The 18,367-nt window shown below is 69.9% G+C and carries 19 protein-coding genes; 11 read left to right on the plus strand and 8 right to left on the minus strand.

Annotated features, from left to right (window positions below; all coding sequences use genetic code 11):
- Window positions 1-2 precede the first annotated feature (2 nt).
- Both AB0A63_RS20325 and AB0A63_RS20330 read right to left on the minus strand, forming a co-directional pair.
- Entirely contained in the window at window positions 3-3,179 is a 3,177-nt protein-coding gene (locus AB0A63_RS20325; protein WP_360393387.1) for a hypothetical protein, read from the minus strand.
- 112 nt (window positions 3,180-3,291) lie between these two features.
- On the minus strand, window positions 3,292-3,906 hold the full coding sequence (locus AB0A63_RS20330; RefSeq protein WP_360393390.1) for a helix-turn-helix domain-containing protein: 615 nt from the start codon (window positions 3,904-3,906) through the stop codon (window positions 3,292-3,294).
- Between the two features lie 90 nt (window positions 3,907-3,996).
- Here AB0A63_RS20330 and AB0A63_RS20335 point away from each other — a divergent pair, with 90 nt between their 5' ends.
- The 4 genes from AB0A63_RS20335 to AB0A63_RS20350 all read left to right on the plus strand — a co-directional run bounded on the left by AB0A63_RS20335 (window position 3,997) and on the right by AB0A63_RS20350 (window position 6,767).
- Window positions 3,997-4,860, plus strand: coding sequence for an NmrA family NAD(P)-binding protein (locus tag AB0A63_RS20335; RefSeq protein ID WP_360393392.1), 864 nt, complete (start codon window positions 3,997-3,999; stop codon window positions 4,858-4,860).
- A gap of 31 nt (window positions 4,861-4,891) precedes the next feature.
- Window positions 4,892-5,788, plus strand: a complete 897-nt coding sequence (locus AB0A63_RS20340; RefSeq protein WP_360393395.1) for a TIGR03619 family F420-dependent LLM class oxidoreductase — start codon at window positions 4,892-4,894, stop codon at window positions 5,786-5,788.
- Between the two features lie 204 nt (window positions 5,789-5,992).
- A complete protein-coding gene (locus AB0A63_RS20345) occupies window positions 5,993-6,190 on the plus strand; it encodes a hypothetical protein (protein ID WP_360393397.1) in 198 nt (65 codons plus the stop codon).
- A gap of 76 nt (window positions 6,191-6,266) precedes the next feature.
- On the plus strand, window positions 6,267-6,767 hold the full coding sequence (locus AB0A63_RS20350; protein WP_360393400.1) for a methylated-DNA--[protein]-cysteine S-methyltransferase: 501 nt from the start codon (window positions 6,267-6,269) through the stop codon (window positions 6,765-6,767).
- 69 nt (window positions 6,768-6,836) lie between these two features.
- Here AB0A63_RS20350 and AB0A63_RS20355 read toward each other — a convergent pair whose 3' ends face one another.
- The gene (locus AB0A63_RS20355) at window positions 6,837-7,703 is read right to left on the minus strand and encodes a helix-turn-helix transcriptional regulator (protein WP_360393403.1); all 867 of its coding nucleotides are present in this window, start codon (window positions 7,701-7,703) and stop codon (window positions 6,837-6,839) included.
- A gap of 113 nt (window positions 7,704-7,816) precedes the next feature.
- A complete protein-coding gene (locus AB0A63_RS20360; RefSeq protein ID WP_360393405.1) occupies window positions 7,817-8,260 on the minus strand; it encodes a DUF2690 domain-containing protein in 444 nt (147 codons plus the stop codon).
- 368 nt (window positions 8,261-8,628) lie between these two features.
- Here AB0A63_RS20360 and AB0A63_RS20365 point away from each other — a divergent pair, with 368 nt between their 5' ends.
- The 3 genes from AB0A63_RS20365 to AB0A63_RS20375 all read left to right on the plus strand — a co-directional run bounded on the left by AB0A63_RS20365 (window position 8,629) and on the right by AB0A63_RS20375 (window position 12,548).
- Window positions 8,629-9,795 (plus strand): cellulose-binding domain-containing protein, encoded by a 1,167-nt coding sequence (locus tag AB0A63_RS20365; protein WP_360393407.1) that lies wholly within the window; start codon window positions 8,629-8,631, stop codon window positions 9,793-9,795.
- Between the two features lie 223 nt (window positions 9,796-10,018).
- A complete protein-coding gene (locus AB0A63_RS20370) occupies window positions 10,019-11,290 on the plus strand; it encodes a glucuronoxylanase (protein WP_360393410.1) in 1,272 nt (423 codons plus the stop codon).
- Window positions 11,291-11,585: 295 nt separating this feature from the next.
- A complete protein-coding gene (locus tag AB0A63_RS20375) occupies window positions 11,586-12,548 on the plus strand; it encodes a bacteriocin fulvocin C-related protein (RefSeq protein ID WP_360393412.1) in 963 nt (320 codons plus the stop codon).
- Between the two features lie 108 nt (window positions 12,549-12,656).
- On the opposite strand, the gene AB0A63_RS20380 is transcribed toward AB0A63_RS20375, so the two are convergent.
- Window positions 12,657-13,181 carry a hypothetical protein gene (locus tag AB0A63_RS20380; protein ID WP_360393415.1) on the minus strand — a complete coding sequence of 175 codons (525 nt, stop codon included), beginning with the start codon at window positions 13,179-13,181 and terminating at the stop codon, window positions 12,657-12,659.
- Window positions 13,182-13,290: 109 nt separating this feature from the next.
- Entirely contained in the window at window positions 13,291-13,845 is a 555-nt protein-coding gene (locus AB0A63_RS20385; protein ID WP_360393418.1) for a hypothetical protein, read from the minus strand.
- 213 nt (window positions 13,846-14,058) lie between these two features.
- Between AB0A63_RS20385 and AB0A63_RS20390 the strand changes: the two genes are divergently transcribed.
- A complete protein-coding gene (locus AB0A63_RS20390; protein WP_360393421.1) occupies window positions 14,059-15,171 on the plus strand; it encodes a vWA domain-containing protein in 1,113 nt (370 codons plus the stop codon).
- Complete coding sequence (locus AB0A63_RS20395; RefSeq protein ID WP_360393424.1) at window positions 15,168-15,770, plus strand: class F sortase; 603 nt, start codon at window positions 15,168-15,170, stop codon at window positions 15,768-15,770. Before AB0A63_RS20390 ends, AB0A63_RS20395 begins: the two co-directional genes overlap by 4 nt.
- Before the next feature lie 12 nt (window positions 15,771-15,782).
- Here AB0A63_RS20395 and AB0A63_RS20400 read toward each other — a convergent pair whose 3' ends face one another.
- Window positions 15,783-16,640 carry an NAD-dependent epimerase/dehydratase family protein gene (locus tag AB0A63_RS20400; protein WP_360393426.1) on the minus strand — a complete coding sequence of 286 codons (858 nt, stop codon included), beginning with the start codon at window positions 16,638-16,640 and terminating at the stop codon, window positions 15,783-15,785.
- 138 nt (window positions 16,641-16,778) lie between these two features.
- Here AB0A63_RS20400 and AB0A63_RS20405 point away from each other — a divergent pair, with 138 nt between their 5' ends.
- Entirely contained in the window at window positions 16,779-17,651 is an 873-nt protein-coding gene (locus tag AB0A63_RS20405; protein ID WP_360393429.1) for a LysR substrate-binding domain-containing protein, read from the plus strand.
- On the opposite strand, the gene AB0A63_RS20410 is transcribed toward AB0A63_RS20405, so the two are convergent.
- Complete coding sequence (locus tag AB0A63_RS20410) at window positions 17,601-18,014, minus strand: hypothetical protein (RefSeq protein WP_360393432.1); 414 nt, start codon at window positions 18,012-18,014, stop codon at window positions 17,601-17,603. The two genes, AB0A63_RS20405 and AB0A63_RS20410, sit on opposite strands and share 51 nt — an antisense overlap.
- On the opposite strand from AB0A63_RS20410, the gene AB0A63_RS20415 reads away from it, so the two are divergent.
- Window positions 18,007-18,294, plus strand: a complete 288-nt coding sequence (locus AB0A63_RS20415; RefSeq protein WP_360393435.1) for a hypothetical protein — start codon at window positions 18,007-18,009, stop codon at window positions 18,292-18,294. The two genes, AB0A63_RS20410 and AB0A63_RS20415, sit on opposite strands and share 8 nt — an antisense overlap.
- Window positions 18,295-18,367: the final 73 nt, after the last annotated feature.

Genomic DNA, 18,367 nt, shown 5'->3' on the forward strand with positions numbered 1-18,367 from the left:
GATCAGGCTCCGACGGGGGCGAACGCGGCGCAGTACCCGGCCCAGTCCTGCTGGGTGAAGGCGGCGCCGAACGGGTGGGCCGGCAGCTCGGGTGCGGCGGCGAGGGCCGCGCGCCGGGCCGACGGTGCGGGCGTCTTGGCGAACTCGCGGCGGGTGCGGACGGTGAACGTCTCGCTGAACAGCCACAGCTCGATGGACACGGTGATGCTGGCCTCGCCGACGAGCACCGAGCTGCCGTCGGCCTTCTCCTGGTAGGTGAGGCCGAGGTAGAACTCGACCGACACGGACACCAGGCCGAGGAACCGCAGGCTGCCGCGCATCCGCAGGTAGGCAGCGAGACCGGCCTGCTGGCGGATGACCTCGGTGCCGTTCTCGACGACCTCGACCTTCTCCAGCAGGTACGAGATGCCGCCGAGGGCCTCGATGCCGCCGCTGGCGACGCCCAGGTCGAGCGCCAGCGCCGCGCCGAAGACGAAGCCGACCTCCAGCCGTTCCAGGCCGTCGGCCCCGAGCGCCACCCCGGCGTAGCCGCCGCCGGTGAACCCGAAGATGCGCAACGAGAACGGCCGTTCGCGGGTGTTCAGGTCGAAGTTCACCCGCACCGCGCTGCCGTCGAACGGGATGGCCACGGCGGCGTGCACCGTCAGCTCGCTGATCTGCAGCACTCCCAGCGGGATCGTCGGCACCGCGAACCGCAGCCCCGCCTCGACGCCACCGGTGCCCGCGGTGATCTCCAGCTTGCTGCCCAGGAACGAGCACAGCTCGGCCAGTTCCTCGACGTACTTGAAGGCGTTGTGGAAGCTGACCTCGCGCAGCCCGCAGTCCACGGCCGTCTTGCTGCCGCTGCCAGAGGAGTACCGCAGGAAGTCGAACTCCAGCGAGATGATCCGCCGCGGCCCGGTGGTGCCGAACAGGTGCAGGGCGAAGTCGCGCAGCTCGGCGTTGACGCGGTAGCCGGACTCGACGCTCGCGTCGACCGGGTGCGTGTAGACGGCGAGGACGGTGAGCGGGTCGGTCGTCCCCAGCGGCTCGAACACCGGCAGCGCCTTGGGCCCCGCCTCGATCTTCGGCGTCCAGAGCATGGTCCACTCGTGGGCGCCGATGTCGTCGCGCAGCCGGTGGCTCATCCTGGGGGCGTTGTCCGGAATGGACGCCGGCGGTGAGGTGAGCGCGGGCAGCAGGTCCTTGACGGGAACGCCGCCGAGCACCTTGGCCTTGGTGACGTCACCGAACATCTTCGCCGGGTCGTACACCTCCTTGGCCGCGTCGACCGGCACGACGGTGACCGGACCGTTCTTGGCGGACATGGCTTTGATGTCACCGCTCGGCGTCGCCATGCCACCGGTGGCGGCGGCCGAGAACGCGAGCGGTGTCTGCGGCGCTGCCGGGTGCAGCGCGAGGTAGACCCCGCCGGGGTTGTTCGTGGAGTGGTCGATCCCGTTGACGAGGTAGGCCTCGGCGTACTCGAACGGTGTCGCCCCCACCGCCCCGCCGGTCAGCGCGGCGACCTCCGGCAACCGCACCACGGCCCGTTCCAGCACGGGGTGGAACGGAACCTGGCCGGTCGTCTTCGCGGAGCCGAACACGATCCGGTCCACGTTGCTCGCGGTGCTGCCGGCCGGGTAGGTGCCGCGGTGCGCCAGCGCGACCTTGTGCCCGCCCGTCTCCGCGGTCCGCAGGGCGAGGACCTCGGTGGTGGTGCGGGTGTTGTAGGCGGTGTGGATCGCGTCGAGCAGGTCGTCCGCGTTCTGCGAAGTGGTCGTGGAGTCCGGCACGAACACCACCGGAACGGTGAAGTCGACCACCTGCCCGTCGTGGTCGACGCCGCGCAGGTGGAAGGGGAGCGGCGCCGTCGGTGCCGACGCGGCCTTCGGGATGAACGAGGCGGCGATCCGACCGCCGGCGAAGTCCTGCGGTGTGGCCAGCGGCGGGGTGATGCGCGTGAGGACCTCGATCGCGGCGAACGGCACCTCGCGCCCGCGCCGTGCGAGCGTGGTGTCGGCCCAGTAGGTGCGTCTCGTCTGCTGCACGACGATGTGCTGGGTCCGGTGCAGGTAGGCGTACCACGGTCCGGGCGTGCCGTCGGGGTTGGGCCTGCGCCCGAACCGGCGTTCCGCGACGTCGACCAGCGAGGCGCGATGTCCGTACGGGAACAGGAATCCCGCGTTCTCGGTGCGCACCAGGTGGTCGCGCCCGAGACTGGCCCTGTGCTGCCATCCCTTGAGCTGCAACGAGCTCGTGGACGGGTAGCTCCAGGTCCCCTCGGCTTCGAAGGTCGCGCCGAGGCTGCTCAACGCGACCCCGGTGGCCTCGACGGGTTTGGGCAGGGACGGGTCGAGCCCGGTGCGCAGCGTCGGATCGGCGCTCAGGCGGACGAGCGCGAACCGCTGCCTCGGCCCGAGCACGTGCAGGACGTCGTCGGCTTCGGGCACTGACGACGGAGTGCGCACCCACGACGCCATCTGCGGGTCCGCGAGCCAGATCGCCCGCAGCGCACGGGCCTCGGCGTTCTCCTGACCGGTCTTGGCCGCGAGCCGGGTGTGCCACAGCTCGGTCCACCCGTTGCGCGTCACCGGTCCCGCGGAGTGCCGCCACCCCTGGTTCTCGTCGGGGGACAGCAGCACCCGCCACGGCAGCTCCAGCGCCGTCTCGGTGTCGATCGGCGCCACGAGCGCGGACGCGGTCTGCGTGGCGGTGGCGGTCGCGGTCAGCCGCGGCGTGAACGCGGCCCACGCCAGCAGGGCGTCCACCGTCGTGGCCATCGGCAGGGCGGAGGTGATGTCGAAGGCCAGCCGGCTCGGTCCGGCGACCCTCGTGGCGAGCGGCAGGTCACCACTGGTCAGCGGAGCGGCGAGCTGCTTCTCCAGCACGGCCTGCGGCGGGAAGTGCACCACCATGAACGCACTGCCCGCGGCGACCTTGCGCAGCTCCGTCCCGTTCGCCGCCAGGTCGGCGTTGAACAGGTCGATCCTGAGGTTGAGGGCGTCCTCGCGGCGCCTCAGGTGCAGCGTGCGGGTGGCGGTGGCGGTGAGTGCGACGTCCGCCGTCGTCTCGCCGGGTCCTGTTCTGCCGGCCCTCGCGACCGCCAGCACCAGACCGCCCGCACCCGTCAGGTACAGGAACCGGCGGCGGCTGACGGTCCTGTCCTCGTCGTGCGCCGGCCGTTCGTCATCGCTCATCGCTCGTCCTCACCGGGTCGTGGAAGTGCGTTCCAGCCTCGGGTGAGGTCGTGCGGGGCGGCAGGTCCACTACCGGTCGAGCTGTGCTGGGCCACTGCCCGCGGCGGTCGGGCTAGGGCTGCGCCAGTTCCTCCAGCGCCTTCTCGACCTCCAGCGACGGGTCGGCGATCCGCGCCGCCCGCAGCGCGCCCGCGAGCACGGTCATGAGCATCTCCGTGACCTGGTCGACGTCGAACGCGTGCTCGCTCAGCAGGTGGTCGCGTGCAAGCTGGTCGGCCGCCGTCGTGTACATCCGCATCACGGCCCTGACCGCCGGTCGTGCGAAGTCCAGTCCCAGGTTCTCGCACAGCTTCCGGTTGCCGTCGTCGCGCACGCGGTCGAACGACTCCTCGACGCCCCACGGCTGCAGCAAGAGGTTCAGCGCCAGGTCGCGGTGGGCGGCCAGGTATGTCAGGTGCGCCTTGTGGGACTGGCGGATCCGCCTGCCCAGCGGCACGGCCGGGTCGCTGACGTGCAGGTTGAGCACCTCGGCCCCGATGGCGCACAGCACCTCGCCGTAGAGGCCCTGCTTGCTGCCGAAGTGGTGGAACACCAACCCGTGCGCGACGCCGGCCGCCCGTGCGATGTCGGCGGCCTTGACGTCGTCGTAGCCCGAGGTCATGAACAGCTCACGTGCGGCGGCCAGGACCTTCTCCCTGGTGGCGGCGGCGGAGGCGGCGCGGGTCATGGGCTCCACGCTAACAGCTCGTTGACTCGAAGTCAGTGAGACGGTATTCATTGATTACAAGTCACTGACTTTCAATCAACGGAGTGTGTCATGGCGAAGACCTTGATCATCGGAGCGACCGGCACCGTGGGCGGCCTCGTCCTGGAAGAGGCCGTGCGCCGCAACGTGGACGTGCGTGCGTTGGTGCGCAACAAGGAACGGGCGAACCTGCCCGGCACCGTGGAGGTCGTGCAGGGCGACCTGGCCGACCGGGAGTCCGTCGCGGCGGCGCTGAAGGGCGTCGACTCGGCGTTCTACGTGTCGCCGCACGAGACCAACGAGGTCGAGATCGCCACGATCTTCGGTGAGGAGGCCCAGCGCGCGGGTGCCCGCCTGGCGTTCGGCGGCTTCCACGTCGAGGACGACGAGGCGCGTGCGGCGGCGAGCCGTGCCATCCCGGCCTACGGGCCGAAGCTGGCGCTCGCGGCGTTCCTGGCGAGCACCGACACCCAGCCCGCCATGTTCAGCCTCACCAACTTCGACCAGAACGACGAGGTCTTCCGCGCGGACATCGAGGCGGGCGTGTTCCCGACGCCGCTGCACCCCGGCGGGGTCAACCGGATCGACCTGCGCGACGCCGCCGAGGTGATGACGAACGCGCTCACCGACCCCGGTTTCGAGGCAGGCGCCTACCAGTTGCTGGGGCCGGAGTCGCTGAACGGCGAGCAGAGCGCGCGGATCTGGGCGGAGGCACTCGGCCGCGAGGTCGTCTACACCGGTGCCGACCCCGAGTGGCGCAAGGCGTTCGAGCGCAGGCTCTCCGGCCAGAAGCTCGTGGACTGGATCCGCAGCTTCGAGCTGCTCAGCGCGGCGCCGATCGGGACCGACCCCGCCGAGGTCGAGATCATGACCAAGCTGCTCGGCCGTGCCCCGCGCACGCTGCGCGACTACGTGCGCGACTCGGTGAACCGCTGATGGCCGCGTCGCTGTCGAGCTCGGGGGCGTTGTGAAGATCGGTTTCACGTTGCCGCAGGCGGGCGGGGTGGCCTGGCAGGCGCCGCGGGTGGCCGAGTTCGCCCGCACGGCCGAGGGGCTGGGAGCGGACAGCCTCTGGGTCATCGACCGGTTGCTGTCGCCGGTCAACCCCACGACCGGTCACAACGGGGCCGAGAGCTTCCCGGACGAGTTCCGTGCCGTCCTGGACCCGTTCGTGCTGCTGAGCGTTGCCGCCACGGCCACGGAACGCGTGCTCATCGGCAGCAACGTCCTCAACGCCCCGTGGTACCCGCCCGCGCTGCTCGGCCGCGTGCTGACCTCGCTCGACGTGCTCAGCGGCGGCCGGCTCGTGCCCGGCCTGGGGATCGGCTGGTCGCCGGAGGAGTTCGAGGCGGTGAACGTCCCGATGTCCGAACGCGGCACCCGCCTCGACGAGACCCTCGACGTGCTGGAGCAGCTGTGGACCGCCGACCCGGCCGAGTACCGGGGGAGGCACTGGACGCTGCCCGCGACCCGTGCCGCGCTGAAACCGGTGCGCCGCCCGCCGATCTACCTGGCGGCGTTCGCGCCCGCCTCGATGCGCCGGGTGGCCCTGCGCGGTGACGGGTGGCTGCCCGCGCTGGTGCCTCCCCGCACCACCGACGTCGAGGCGGCGGTGAACCGCCCGCTGGCGGCGATCCGCGGCATGGCGGCCGAGGCGGGCCGCGACCCGGCCGAGCTGGACGTGATCCTGCGGATCTACCCGTCGGTCCGCTCCGCCACCGCGGTGGCCGACGTGGCCGCGTTGATCAGGCGGGTGGAGGCGGAGACCGAGGTCCGGCACGTGCTGGTGGACCTGATGTACCTCGCCGACGACGTCGACCACGTGCTGGAGCTGGTCGAGTCGGTGCTGGAGAACGGCCGCTGAGCGCGGACGGACCCGCCCGACGATCGCCGGCACCCGCACCGGTCAGAAGGCGCTGCTGGACGCAGTTTCCAACGCGAACGGTCAGCCGACCGGGTTCGGCTACGACCAGACTGGAAACCCGACCGGAGTGAGGCCACCCGCGCCGATGGGGCGCTACAACCTGATCAGCAAACGGACTCGATGACGAATGGAGATCATCCCGACATGAAGGTGTCCAGTCGACGGAACCGCGTGTTCGCCGTGCTCGGCTTGCTGCTGGCTGGGGCGCTGGCAGGTGTGGCGGGCTCTTTTCTGGAAGAGGCGACCGGCCAGTTCTGGCTGCGTTACCTGCCGATGGTCGTGGTCGTCGTCGTCGCCGTGATCGCGATGTTCCGCGCGGGACTGATTCCGCCGAAGAAGTGACCTGACGAGTTCGTGGAGGCGCAGTCCGGCGAGCAGCGTGTTTGGCAGGACATGGTGCACCAGGCCAAGATTCACCGTGCACGTTCACCACACCGTCGTCGACTCACCGGTCGGGCCGCTGACCCTGGTCGGCGAGGGCTCGGCCCTGATCGGCCTCTACTTCGACGGCCACCTGCGACCTCCGCGCCTCGGCGACCTCGGCGACGCCGACCCCTCGGCGTTCGACGAGCCCCGCCGGCAGCTCGACCAGTACTTCGCCGGGCAGCGGCGGAGCTTCGACCTCGAACTGGCGCCCCGGGGCTCGGCGTTCGAACGGAGCGTGTGGGCGCTGCTGACGTCGATCCCGTACGGCCAGACCCGGACCTACGGCCAGTTGGCCGCAGAGCTCGGCGATCCGGGCGCCGCTCAGGCGGTGGGCAACGCCAACGGGTGGAACCCGATCAGCATCATCGTGCCCTGTCACCGCGTGGTCGGCGCCCGCGGCAGCCTCACCGGCTACGCGGGCGGGCTGAGCCGCAAGCGCTACCTGCTCGACCTCGAAGAACCTCCACCGGAGCAGGACGGGCGCCTGTTCTGAAGGCCGGTGGTGACTGCGGCCGGCAGTGGCAAGGGTCGCCAGGGCCGAGCGGTCCACAGGTCGCTGCACCTAGCACGGTGGCAGGTCCAGTCCTCCGCGGTAGCCCTCCTCGAGGTACACCTCGGAGATGAAACCCCGCCGACCGTCGACCCAGTAGATGCCGTACCAGATCTGAGAAGCCACCAACCCCGGGTTCTGCTTGATCCCCTCCGAGCTGATGTCGGCATTCGTCAGCCACTCGCCGTCGGTTCTGCAGTACGCGGTGAGCCGAGCGCCCGAGTAGACGTCAGTTCCGGCGAGTTTGCAGTCGTTCTGGGTGCAGCGCGACACGGTTCGGCTCGACAGGTAGGATGGGCTGTCATCTTCCCTGAGAGTGGTCGGGCCGATCGCGACCTTGTTCTGCACCAAGACTTCTTTGCTGCCGGGTGGCGGGTCGGTCGCGCGCCCGTCGACTGCCTTGGTGAACCCGTCCGAGTCGAATGCTGTCGTCAGCGCGAAACCAGAGCCGACCGCGAGGCCGATCGCGACTGCCGCAACGGCGAGCCGGTTGACGTGCCGACGCGTGGCGGGAGGCGTCTGTTCCGCTGCCACGTCAACGCTTCGTGCTGCGGTTCGTCCTGCGGTGAGCCGATCGTGGCGGGCGAGCCACGAGCCCACTTCGTCAGCGTCGAGTCCCAGCGCTTGCAGCACATCTCCCACGAGGGCCTTGTTCGGCAGTCCCGGACCCTTGCGGGCACTGTCGATCGTCGATTTCCCCCAGCCGGAAAGGCGGGCGGCCTCTCGAAGTGAGATTCCTCTTCGTTTGAACACGTCGTCGAAGTCGCGGCAGTACGCACCGGTCGAATCTTCGTCGCCTGCCTGATGAGCAGATGTCGAGCCCACCACGACAGGATGGCTGACGGGGGTGTGCGAGAACAGCCTGACTACTTCGGACACCAGCGCCTTGCGGATGTTGTCGAGCCAGCCTGGAATAGTGAGAATTCAGCTGTCCTGCGTTCGAGATCGTGCCGGGAGCGGAGAAAGCCCGCTCCCGGCACGACCCTCGGCGATCAGAAGCAGCCCAGGTACGTCCACCCCAGGTGCGTGCCGTTGCGGTACAGGTGGGTGCCACCGCAGCCGACCCGGTTGGCCATGTTGAAGTGCTGGTAGGTGTAGGCCGACGTGCTGTCCGAGTAGGCGGTGTACAGGTCGGTGCCGGACTGGTTCTGCAGCCACACCGACGGTGCGGCCGAGTAACCGGGGAGGAAGTACACGCTCACCCACTGGCTGCCGCAGGACCTGCTGTACCGCAGGTGCGCCGTTGCCACTCGCTGGCTGCCGTCGTAGATGTCCGCAGAGACCTGGCGGGACATGCTCGCGGCGCATCCGCTGGTTTGCGGGTTGGGGTCGGCGGCAGCGGATGCGGTTCCCGTGGTGAACACGAGTCCCAGGGCTGCGACCACAACCACCAGCGCGACCGCGCGGCGGCGAAGCGCGGCGAACTGTCGATGCACGATTCTCATGGTTGACCTTTCGGATGATCGAGCTGAGCCGCTTCGAGGCGGCCCACCCAAAATCACCCCCGGCACCGGCACCGGTCGAGGCTCGGTCGTCCGCGCGCTGTCCCGGACATCTTCCGGACGACGTCCGGACGCGCGAAAGGCCAGTCAGCGGGCACGGGATGCGGCAACTGGCCGGTGCGGCAGGGCGATACGGCCGACTCCGGCGTCCCGGTAACCCGGATGGGCCTTGCTTTATCGCTCAAGAAGGGCGAACCCTGTGTCCGCGCTCGCTTTCTCCGCCAGCAGCACCCAACAGCGAGAGCTGCCGCGATGCACGCCTTCACCGCCGCCATCGGTCGACCACGACAGGAGAGCAGCACATGCGCCGGAGAAAGAGCGGTCTCGCGATCATGGCGGCGGCGGTGGCAGCCGCCATGACGGCCGTGATCATCACGAACCCCGTGTCAGTCCAGGCGGTCGACGCGCCGGCGTGCGCGGTCGGGTACCAGGTCGACCAGTGGAGCAACGGCTTCGTCGCCCAGGTCAAGGTGACCAACAACAGCGCCCCGATCGACGGTTGGACGCTGACCTGGACCTTCGCCGGCGACCAGCGCGTCACCTCCGGGTGGAGCGCCGACGTCACGCAGTCCGGCAAGGTCGTGACCGCGCGGAACCAGGCGTTCAACCGCGGCATCGCGACCGGGGCGTCCGTCCAGTTCGGATTCCAGGGGACCTTCCAGGGCGTCAACGAGACACCGGTGGACTTCACCCTGAACGGCGTGCGGTGCAACGACACCAACCCACCGACGACGACAACGACAACTACGACCACGACAATGACGACCACCTCGCAGGAACCGCCCCCTGGTTGCCCGAGCGGCGCGTTCTGCGACGGCTTCGAGAACCAGACGGGGACGACGCCGGCCGGTGACTGGTCGCTGACGTTCCCGAACTGCCAGGGAACCGGCACCGCGACCGTCGACAGCTCGACCGCGCGCAGCGGCAGCAAGTCGATCCGGGTCAACGGCCGCGCCGGCTACTGCAACCACGTGTTCCTCGCGACGCCCAGGAAGACGACCGGATCCAGCCTGTACACCCGGTTCTACGTGCGGCACACCACCGCGCTGCCGGAGGCGCACGTGACGTTCGCGGCGATGAAGGACACCGCCGACGGCGGCAAGGACCTGCGCATGGGCGGCCAGAACCGCGCCCTGCAGTGGAACCGCGAGTCCGACGACGCCACGTTGCCGGAGCAGAGCCCCAACGGGGTCGCCCAGAGCACCCCGCTGGCGGTGGACCGGTGGACCTGCGTGGAGTTCGGGATCACCGGCTCGGAACTGCGGACCTGGGTCAACGGCACCGAGGTGCCGGGTCTGCGCGTGGACGGTGTGTCCACTCCGGACGTCGACGCGCAGTGGTTGCGCCGCAGCGGGTGGAAGCCCGCACTGACCGATCTGCGGCTCGGCTGGGAGAGCTACGGCAGCGGTGACGACACGCTGTGGTTCGACGACGTCGTGATGGCGGCGTCGCGGGTCGGCTGCTCCTAGGTCCTCCGCACGGCCGGCACGATCGGGACCGGTCGTGTCGGCCGCCCGCGACCTCGGCCAGGACTCGGCCATCGCCGAATCGTAAATCGACTAATCACCGCGCTGAATTTCTCCGCAATTCGACACAATCGAACGACATTCGACTTGACTGTGTGTTACGCCACTGTTAGGACTGATTCTGGGAGCGCTCCCAATCACCTGAGGCCGACTTCCTGGAGATGTCATGGCAGAGCGTCGAAACCACTCGGACACCGCGGGTTCGCAGCCCGTGCGGCGACGGACCCTGCTGGTGGCGGGCGCCGCGCTGCCGGTGCTGGCGGCGGGGGCGACGCCGGCCGCGGCGGCCACCTCGGTGGTCGTCGAACCGTCGAACGTGCAGCAGACGATCCTGGGCTTCGGCGGGATGAACCACACCGTCTGGACCAGTGATCTGACTGCCGCCCAGCGTGAGACGGCGTTCGGCAACGGCGCGGGCCAGCTCGGGTTCACCGTGCTGCGCATCCCCGTCCACGAGGACCGCGCCAACTGGAGCCGCGAGGTCGCCACGGCCCGGCGCGCGGTCGAGCTCGGCGCCAAGGTCATCGCGTCGCCGTGGAACCCGCCTGCGTCGATGACCGAGACCTTCTCCGGCGGTAAACGTCTGCGGTATTCCTCCTACGGCGCCTATGCGCAGCACCTGAACGACTTCGTCGCATTCATGGCGAACAACGGGGTGAACCTCTACGGCATCTCGGTCCAGAACGAACCGGACTACGCCCAGGAATGGACGGCGTGGACCCCTGCCGAGATCGTCAGGTTCCTCCGCGAGAACGCGGGCTCGATCAACGCCAGGGTCATCGCCCCCGAGTCGTTCCAATACCGCAAGAACCTCACCGACCCCATCCTCAACGACCCCGCCGCGCTGGCGAACGTGGACATCATCGGCGCGCACCTCTACGGCACCCGCCCCGCGGACCTCCCCTACCCGCTGTTCCAGCAGAAGGGCGGCGGCAAGGAGCTGTGGATGACCGAGGTCTACCACCCGAACAGCACCGACTCCGCCGACCTGTGGCCGCAGGCGCTCGACGTGGGGGAGAACATCCACCGCGCGCTGGTGGACGGCCGCTTCCAAACCTATGTGTGGTGGTACATCCGCCGCTCGTACGGCCCGATGCGCGAGGACGGCCAGATCAGCAAGCGCGGCGCCAACATGGCGCACTTCTCGAAGTGGGTGCGCCCCGGCTACTCCCGGATCACCGCGACCGCGAACCCGCAGTCGAACGTCTACATCTCGGCGTTCAAGAGCCGGACACGGATCGTGATCGTCGCCATCAACAAGAACACGTCAACGGTGGACCACGTGTTCACCCTGCGCGACACCGGTTCGGCGACGGTCTCGACCTGGCTGACGAGCGCGACCGCGACCCTCGCGCACTACAACGACTTCACCGTGTCCAACGGGACTTTCAACGCCCAGTTGCCGGCCCGCAGCATCAGGACGTTCGTGCTGAACTGAGGCTTGTTCAAATCCCGTCGTCGAACGTGAAGAACGCCGCCGCGTCGTGAACAAAGACTGTTCGTGGACAAACCAAGATCGGCGAAGTAACCATGAACCCGGTCTCGGTGGAACGTCGGTCCGTTGCGGTGATCATCAACCTACCGACGTCAGTCCGGCAAACGGTTGCTGCTCCGGGGAATCAGCGGTTGTGCCCACCCCTGCCTGTGAAAGGGGGCGCTGAACGTTCCCTGCGCCGAGGCGACATGCCGACGATGGGGTTAGCACGATGAACGAACCACGAACACGTTTGATCTTGGCCTTCGACGGGTCCTGCGGGCAGTGCCGGCAGATCTCCCGGTTGGTCGAGCGGGCCTGCGAGGGAAAGCTCGAAGTCCGCCCCCTGGGCAACCCGGACGTTCTGCGCTGGCGGGAACAGGCCCTGGGTGCGGAGGCACCGTGGGCACCGACGCTCCTCCGGGTCGAAGGGAACGAGGTCCGCGCATGGGTGGGCCGGGCCATGGCCGTGCCGTTGGTGCGACGGCTGGGGTTGCGTTCGACGGTCCGGGTGGTCCGGGCCTTCGGACAGCTCCGCGTCTCCGCAGCACCTCCGGCCGAAGGCGCCGGCGACGTGATGGGGCGCAAGCAGTTCCTGCAACTCGGCGTCGGTGCCGCCGTGGTGGCCGGCCTGGCCGTCACCGGGCAGGTACCCGCGTTCGCCCGCAGCGGCCGGTCCAAGTCGCGGGCGTGGGTCGAGGCGAACATGCACCGGCTGCCGCGCCAGTACGCGGACTTCTCCACCTACCCGATGACCTACCGCAGGCAGATCTACCCGCACCTCCCGCCCGAGACGAAGCGGCAGCTCTGGCTGGACCACCTCAGCCAGTACCGTGCGAACGCCGCAGGACTGACCCCGGCCGGAACCGCAGTGCTGGACCGGGCGACGGCCATCGTGCGCGACGAGTGCACCTTCACCTCCGTTCCCGAACCGGGCTCGAAGTTCGACCGAACCCTGCGGGAACTGCGGCAGAAGGCCATCCGGCAGTTCGGCCGCGACGAGGCGAACGCCATGCTCATCACGCTCGGTCCCGTGCAAGACCCGGTCTCCTCCCCGGTGGAGGAGGACGACGACCTGGACGTCACCTGCTCCTGCTCGGACCAGTGCCACGACGAGTGCCCCGGTAGTGACCACTGCGAGTACCAGCTGCACAACTGCGCATTCATCACGGACTGCTGCGCGTTCTGGCTGTACGTCTGCAACGGGCTCTGCACGCGGTGATGCGCCGGGCGTGATCCGTTGCACCACCTGGCCCGTGCTCCGGCGAGCGCCACTTCGCCGGAGTACGGGCCATGCGTGTGGCAGAGGAGGTACCAGGCGTTCGGCAGCTCAGAGGACTGCGGTGAAGGTGACCGTGCCGCTGACGCTGGTCAAGCCCTCAGGGGTGAGGCAGGCGGTGAGGTCGGTGGCGGGCAGGACCTTGGTCTGGACGACGGTCGCGCCTGCGAACAGTCCGTCGACCACGGTGCCGGTCAGGACGAGCACCGTGGTGCCGCCGGGCTTGAGGTTGACCTCGAAGCCACCTCGGACGGTGCTGCTCTGCCCGGTGTTCCAGTGGTAGGCCGAGGTGTGGGTGGTGGAGCCGGCCAGGCAGCTGAACGTGCCGCTGACCAGTGAGGTGAAGGTCGCTCCGGTGATCTCGGGATGGCTGGGGGACACGCAGCCGCCCAGCGTGCCGGTGGCGGTGAAGTCGATGTGCCTGGGCAGCAGCGTCATGCCGGGGGAGTAGGTGCCGACCTGGGTGCCCAGTGCGCAGTTGACGTCCACCGCGGACGCCGAAGCGGGTACGTGGAACAGCCCTGCGGCGCCGAGCAGCCCGCCGACCACGGCGACGATCGATGAACGCAGACGCATGAGGATTCCCGTTCTCCGAAAATGGTGATGAGCGAATCCAGTTTTGCGATTCGCTCATCCGCTCTCAATCGGCTGAACGGCTTGTGCTGGAACGCTGTCCGCGGACAGGTCAGGCGAGCTGGGTGATGGTGATGTTCGCGGGGCCGCTGGTGCCGGTGACGCCTTCGGGGGTGAAGCACTGGGCCGGTGTGGTGTTGAGCAGCGCCGCGGTCATCACGACGGTGGCCCCGGTGAACCTGCCCGCGGTCACCGTGCCCTGGTAGACCACGACGACCTCGTTCGCGGGACGCAGCACCACGAGCCCGACTGCGGCCACGGTGGTGGTCTCGCCGGTGTTCCAGGTGATGGTCACGGTGATGGAAACACCGCCGCCGAAGCAGGACACCAGGCCGTTGGCCACGATCGCGTACCCGCCGGAGGTGATGGTGGGGGACCCGGTGGAGACGCAGGAACCGTAGTCGGCGCTGGAGTTGATGGCGACGACCCCGGGTTGCGCGGTGACCCCCGGCTGGTACGTGTTGGCGCCGCTGCCCGTGCAGGACAGCAGCTCGGTCGCTGCCTGGGCCGTGGACGCTGTGGCGACGAGTCCGGCTGCCATCACGACCGCGACCACGGCGCCCGTCAGTGACCGCCGCACCATTGACAACAGACCTGCTGTTTCCATCGGAGTCCTCCTCACGTCCGGGACCTGGCCCGATCACACTGTAATCCCGCAATAGGGCGCCAAATGAGCGAAAAACCGCTGGCTCTCCTCGCTGCAGGCGTGAGCGGTGGTGCCCTTTTGCGTGTTGCGTGAAATACACCCGTTCGGCGGATATCCGCATACGTCGCGGGCTCGTTGAAGGAGGGCGAATTCCGCGACGTGAGGACATGACGGATGAGAAGGCTTGGAGCCGGGGTGGCCGCCGCTGTGCTGGTGGTGGCCGGCGGTGTGCCGGCGAGTGCGGTGGACGGCACGCTGCCCGGTGGGATCGGCATCGCGGTGGACATCGAGACGCCGCTGCCCGACACGGTGATCCCCAAGGGCACCACCACGGTGGTCGGCACGGCGTCGATCGGCACCAGGACCGCGACGCCGAGGACGTCACTGGTCTACGTGCTGGACAGCTCCGGCAGCCTCAGCCAGGCCGGGTGGGACGCGGAGAAGCAGGCCGTCGCGCAGTTCCACCGGGAGGTGGCGCAGCAGCCGTACCTGGGCGTCGGCACCGTCGGCCTCGCCGCGTTCTCCACCACCGGCCGGGTCTTCTGGACCGGGCAGGCCGCCGGTCCGCAGTTCCAGAACGCGCTGGCGGCCCTGCAGTGGCAGGACGGCAGCACCAACTTCACCGCCGGTCTGAGGGCGGGCACCGAGGCCGCGAAGGCGACGACGGAGCCCCGATCTCTCATGATCTTCCTGTCCGACGGCCGCGACAACCACGCCCTGGAGAACTTCGAGGGCGCGCTGTCCCAGGTGCCGGAGCGGGTGGACATCCACACCGTGGCGTTCGGTCCGGACGCCGAGTGCGGCAACGGCCCGCGCAGCCTCAAACGGATGGCGGACGCCACCGGTGGCACGTGCGTCAAAGCTTCCGAGGTGGGGGACCTGCCGGCCGTGCTGGGGACGTTGTTCCCCTCCGAGCTGCAGCGCCTGACGCTGACCGTGGACGGCGGGCCGGAGCTGCCGATCACCGACATCACCCCGGCGCTGCCCCAACCCGGTCCGCGCCAGGTCCGCTACACCGTCGAGACCCCGCCGCTGGACGTGGGCAACCACCCGTTGTGCGTCACCGCCCACGGCACCGACCACGCGGGACGGGGGAAGGTCACCGACTGCACCAACGTGATCATCCGCGAACCCGCGCCCGGCACCACCACGGCGGTCCCGACCACCAGCGCCACCCCGACCAGTCCCGGCAGCCCGCCGCCGACGGCGGCACTGCCCGGCAACCGGCAGGTCAGCGTCATCCCGCGCGGGGGCGTGGACACGGGCGACGGCACGGCGGCACCGTGACCGCCCGCAAGCGCGCGCTCATCGCCGCCACTGCGGCCGCACTCCTGATCGCCGGCCTGCTCGCCGCCGGTCTGCTCCTGCCCTCCGGCGACGACGGTCCGGCCGCGCAACCAGCCGCGCAACCGGCTGCGGCGCAACCACCGACGACGTCCGCCGCGGCACCGGTCGAGGTGCGCATCCCCGCCCTCGGCGCCCGCTCCACCCTGATCCCGCTGGGGCTCAACCCCGACGGCACCGCCGAGGTCCCACCGCTGGACCAACCCCTCCAGGCAGGTTGGTACAAACACGGCCCCGCACCCGGCGACACCGGCCCCGCCGTTCTGCTCGGCCACGTCGACGGCCGCGGTCAGCCCGGCATCTTCCACGACCTCGCCAAGCTGAAGTCCGGTGATCGCGTCGAGGTCGTCCGCCACGACACCAGCACCGCGACCTTCGCCATCAGCCGGGTCGACCGCGTCCCCAAGGACCGCTTCCCCACCGACACCGTCTACGGCGAGACCACCACCCCGCAGCTGCGCCTGATCACCTGCGGTGGCGCCTTCGACTCGGCCACCGGCGACTACGGGGACAACGTCATCGCCTACGCCGACCTCGTGTGACCGCCGCCCGGTTCATCCGGCGGCGAGCTCGGTCAGCGGGTCGGTGTGCACCGGCGTCCACCCCAGCTCGCGCCGCGCCTTGGCCGGGGTGAGCTCCTGGTCGAGCGCGAACGCGTCGGCGATCGGGCCCATCTGCTCGCGGGCCTGCTCGATGCCGAGGGAGGCGGTCTTCCCCTCGATCCCGGCGCCGCGGGCGCAGGCCTCGGCGACCTCCTTGGCGGTCGGGTTGGTTCCGCTCACGCCGAGGTACGCCGAGCCCGCCGGAGCCGACAGCGCCGCCACGTAGAGCCGGGCGAGGTCCTCGACGTGGATGAGGGCCCAGTGGTTGCCGCCGTCGCCGATGTACGGGATCGCGCCGTTCTCCTTGCCCGGCTGGACGAAGAAGATGTCGATCAGGCGGTTGTCGCCGCCGTGGAGCAGGCCGGGGCGCACGACGACCGGCCGTCCGCCGTCGGCGGCCCTGGCCAGCACCGCGTCTTCGACGGCCTTGCGCCAGGCCACGATCGACGGGGGGTTCCACGGCGCGCTCTCGTCCTGCACGCCGTGGGTGTCGCCGTGGACCCAGCTGCCGCCGGTGTGCACGTAGGTGCCGCCGCCGACGCCGTCCTGCATCGCGGTGGCGGCCGCCAGGTCCTCCTCTCCGCTGGTGGCCTGGGCGAGGTGGACCACGGCTTCCGCCCGCGCCGCGGCGCGGGTGAGCACGCCGAGGTCGGTCAGGGCTCCTCGGACCGCGCTCGCACCGGCCGCGGCCACGGTCGCCTCGGCGCGGTCGCTGCGGGCGAGCGCCTCGACGACGTGCCCGGCGCGCACCAGCTCGCCGATCGTCGCGCGGCCGATGTAACCCGACCCACCGGTGACGAAGACCCTCATGACTGTTCCTTCCTCCGCGTTCTGCTGCTCCTCCACGGTGGCCCCGGCACCCGGGATGCGTCCAAGACCCGTTCCGCGCGCTGTGATGCCGCGTCGGCATCACCGGCCTGCGATGATGGGGCGATCGGACCGGAGGTGGTGAGCGACGTGGACTTCGACCTGCGCAGGTTGCGGTATTTCGTCGCCGTGGCAGAAGAGCTGCACTTCGGGCGGGCCGCCGCGCGGCTGCACATCGCCCAGCCCGCGCTGTCGCGTCAGATCCGCGCCCTCGAGGACGAGCTGAGGACGGCGCTGTTCGTCCGCGACCGCCGGAGCACGGTCCTCACCGCGGCGGGCGAACAGCTCCTCGCCGACGCCCGCGACCTGCTGGCAGCGGCCGAAGCCGCGCACCGCCGCGTCACGGCAGCGGCCGGAGCGAAGCCGGTGCTCACCGTCGGTTTCATGCCGGGCATCGTGGTCACCCCGGCGGTGCGGGCGCTGGCCCGCCACCGGCCGGAGGTCAGCGTCCGGCTGCTGCGCACGAGCTGGCACGACCAGGTGGAGGTCGTCCACGACGGCCGCGTGGACGTCAGCATCGTCCGGTTGCCGGTCGACCAGCGCGGGCTCACCGTGCGGCCGCTGTTCACCGAACCCCGCGTCGTGATGGTGCCCGCCGGTCACCGGCTGGCAGGGAAGGAGTCCGTGTCGGTCACCGAACTCGCCGACGAGCACCTGCTGCAGGACCCCGCCGCCGTCCCGGAGTGGCGGGACATCGCCCTGGAACTGCGCAAGCGGGACCGTCCGGAGGTGCCGCGCGTGGACAGCGTCGAGGAGAAGCTGGAACTGGTCGCCGCCGGAGCGGGGATCTGCGTCATCCCCCGGTCGACGGCGGTGTTCTACACCCGCCAGGACGTCATCGGCATCCCGGTCGAGGACATCGCGCCGAACCAGGTGTGCCTGGCGTGGCTCGCGACCCGCCGGTCACCCCTCGTCGACACCTTCGCCGACGCCGCGGCGAGCCTGGTGCCCTGATCCCGGCGAGCACGACGGCGGAGACGCCGTGCGGCGCGGGGAAGCCGGTCGGGACCCCGGTGCTCTGCCCGCTGATGACCTCCTGGGTGCCGGAGCCGCGCCCTTGCGCGAGCGTCCTGCCGGCACAGGTGACATGTGGTGCGCGATGATCCCGATGGCGAACATGACGACACCGAGGACCCAGTACACCGTGCCCGAGAGCAGTCCGACGACGAGGAATGCGAGGCCCGACGCCAGGAACACGGCCAGGTGCTTGATCGGTGCTCCGGGCGTCAGGCTGAGCGCGATGATCCGTTCCGAGTTCCACGGGTTGCCGTGATCGAGCGGTGCCCTGCAGTCGGGCGACGACGTCTTCGTGTCCATTGTGGTGAGTTCTTCCTCCGATGGTGTGATCGAGATGTGCGTGCTCATCTGCTTCCACCATGCGTGCGGGGGCGGGGAAAAGCAGGAGCGCCCGCCGGTCGAGTGGGGCGAGATCAGTTTGCCGACGCCCGGCAACGCCCATATGGTCGCGCTGGAGGCCGACGAACATCGGGGTCCTGATGTGCGCGAGCTCGCCGATCGGCTTCAGCTGCGCCACAACAGCGTTGTCGAGCCGGTCGGCACGGCGCGAGGTCAGGACCTCGTCGCGCGGGCCGCGTGACGGGCGGGGCCGGGTTCGAGACGGGTCGGGGGTTCCGATGACGCGGCAAGCGATCAGCATCCGCCGGGAGTGT

Origin of the sequence: Lentzea sp. NPDC042327 (assembly GCF_040647275.1) — a bacterium.
Classification (GTDB): domain Bacteria; phylum Actinomycetota; class Actinomycetes; order Mycobacteriales; family Pseudonocardiaceae; genus Lentzea.

What these genes read in the sequence shown, in the direction of transcription:
- AB0A63_RS20325 (WP_360393387.1), bottom strand. Translation starts at nt 3,179, where the DNA reads ATGAGCGATGACGAACGGCCGGCGCACGACGAGGACAGGACCGTCAGC.
- AB0A63_RS20330 (WP_360393390.1), bottom strand. Translation starts at nt 3,906, where the DNA reads ATGACCCGCGCCGCCTCCGCCGCCGCCACCAGGGAGAAGGTCCTGGCC.
- AB0A63_RS20335 (WP_360393392.1), top strand. Translation starts at nt 3,997, where the DNA reads ATGGCGAAGACCTTGATCATCGGAGCGACCGGCACCGTGGGCGGCCTC.
- AB0A63_RS20345 (WP_360393397.1), top strand. Translation starts at nt 5,993, where the DNA reads ATGAAGGTGTCCAGTCGACGGAACCGCGTGTTCGCCGTGCTCGGCTTG.
- AB0A63_RS20365 (WP_360393407.1), top strand. Translation starts at nt 8,629, where the DNA reads ATGCGCCGGAGAAAGAGCGGTCTCGCGATCATGGCGGCGGCGGTGGCA.
- AB0A63_RS20370 (WP_360393410.1), top strand. Translation starts at nt 10,019, where the DNA reads ATGGCAGAGCGTCGAAACCACTCGGACACCGCGGGTTCGCAGCCCGTG.
- AB0A63_RS20380 (WP_360393415.1), bottom strand. Translation starts at nt 13,181, where the DNA reads ATGCGTCTGCGTTCATCGATCGTCGCCGTGGTCGGCGGGCTGCTCGGC.
- AB0A63_RS20385 (WP_360393418.1), bottom strand. Translation starts at nt 13,845, where the DNA reads ATGGAAACAGCAGGTCTGTTGTCAATGGTGCGGCGGTCACTGACGGGC.
- AB0A63_RS20390 (WP_360393421.1), top strand. Translation starts at nt 14,059, where the DNA reads ATGAGAAGGCTTGGAGCCGGGGTGGCCGCCGCTGTGCTGGTGGTGGCC.
- AB0A63_RS20400 (WP_360393426.1), bottom strand. Translation starts at nt 16,640, where the DNA reads ATGAGGGTCTTCGTCACCGGTGGGTCGGGTTACATCGGCCGCGCGACG.
- AB0A63_RS20410 (WP_360393432.1), bottom strand. Translation starts at nt 18,014, where the DNA reads ATGGACACGAAGACGTCGTCGCCCGACTGCAGGGCACCGCTCGATCAC.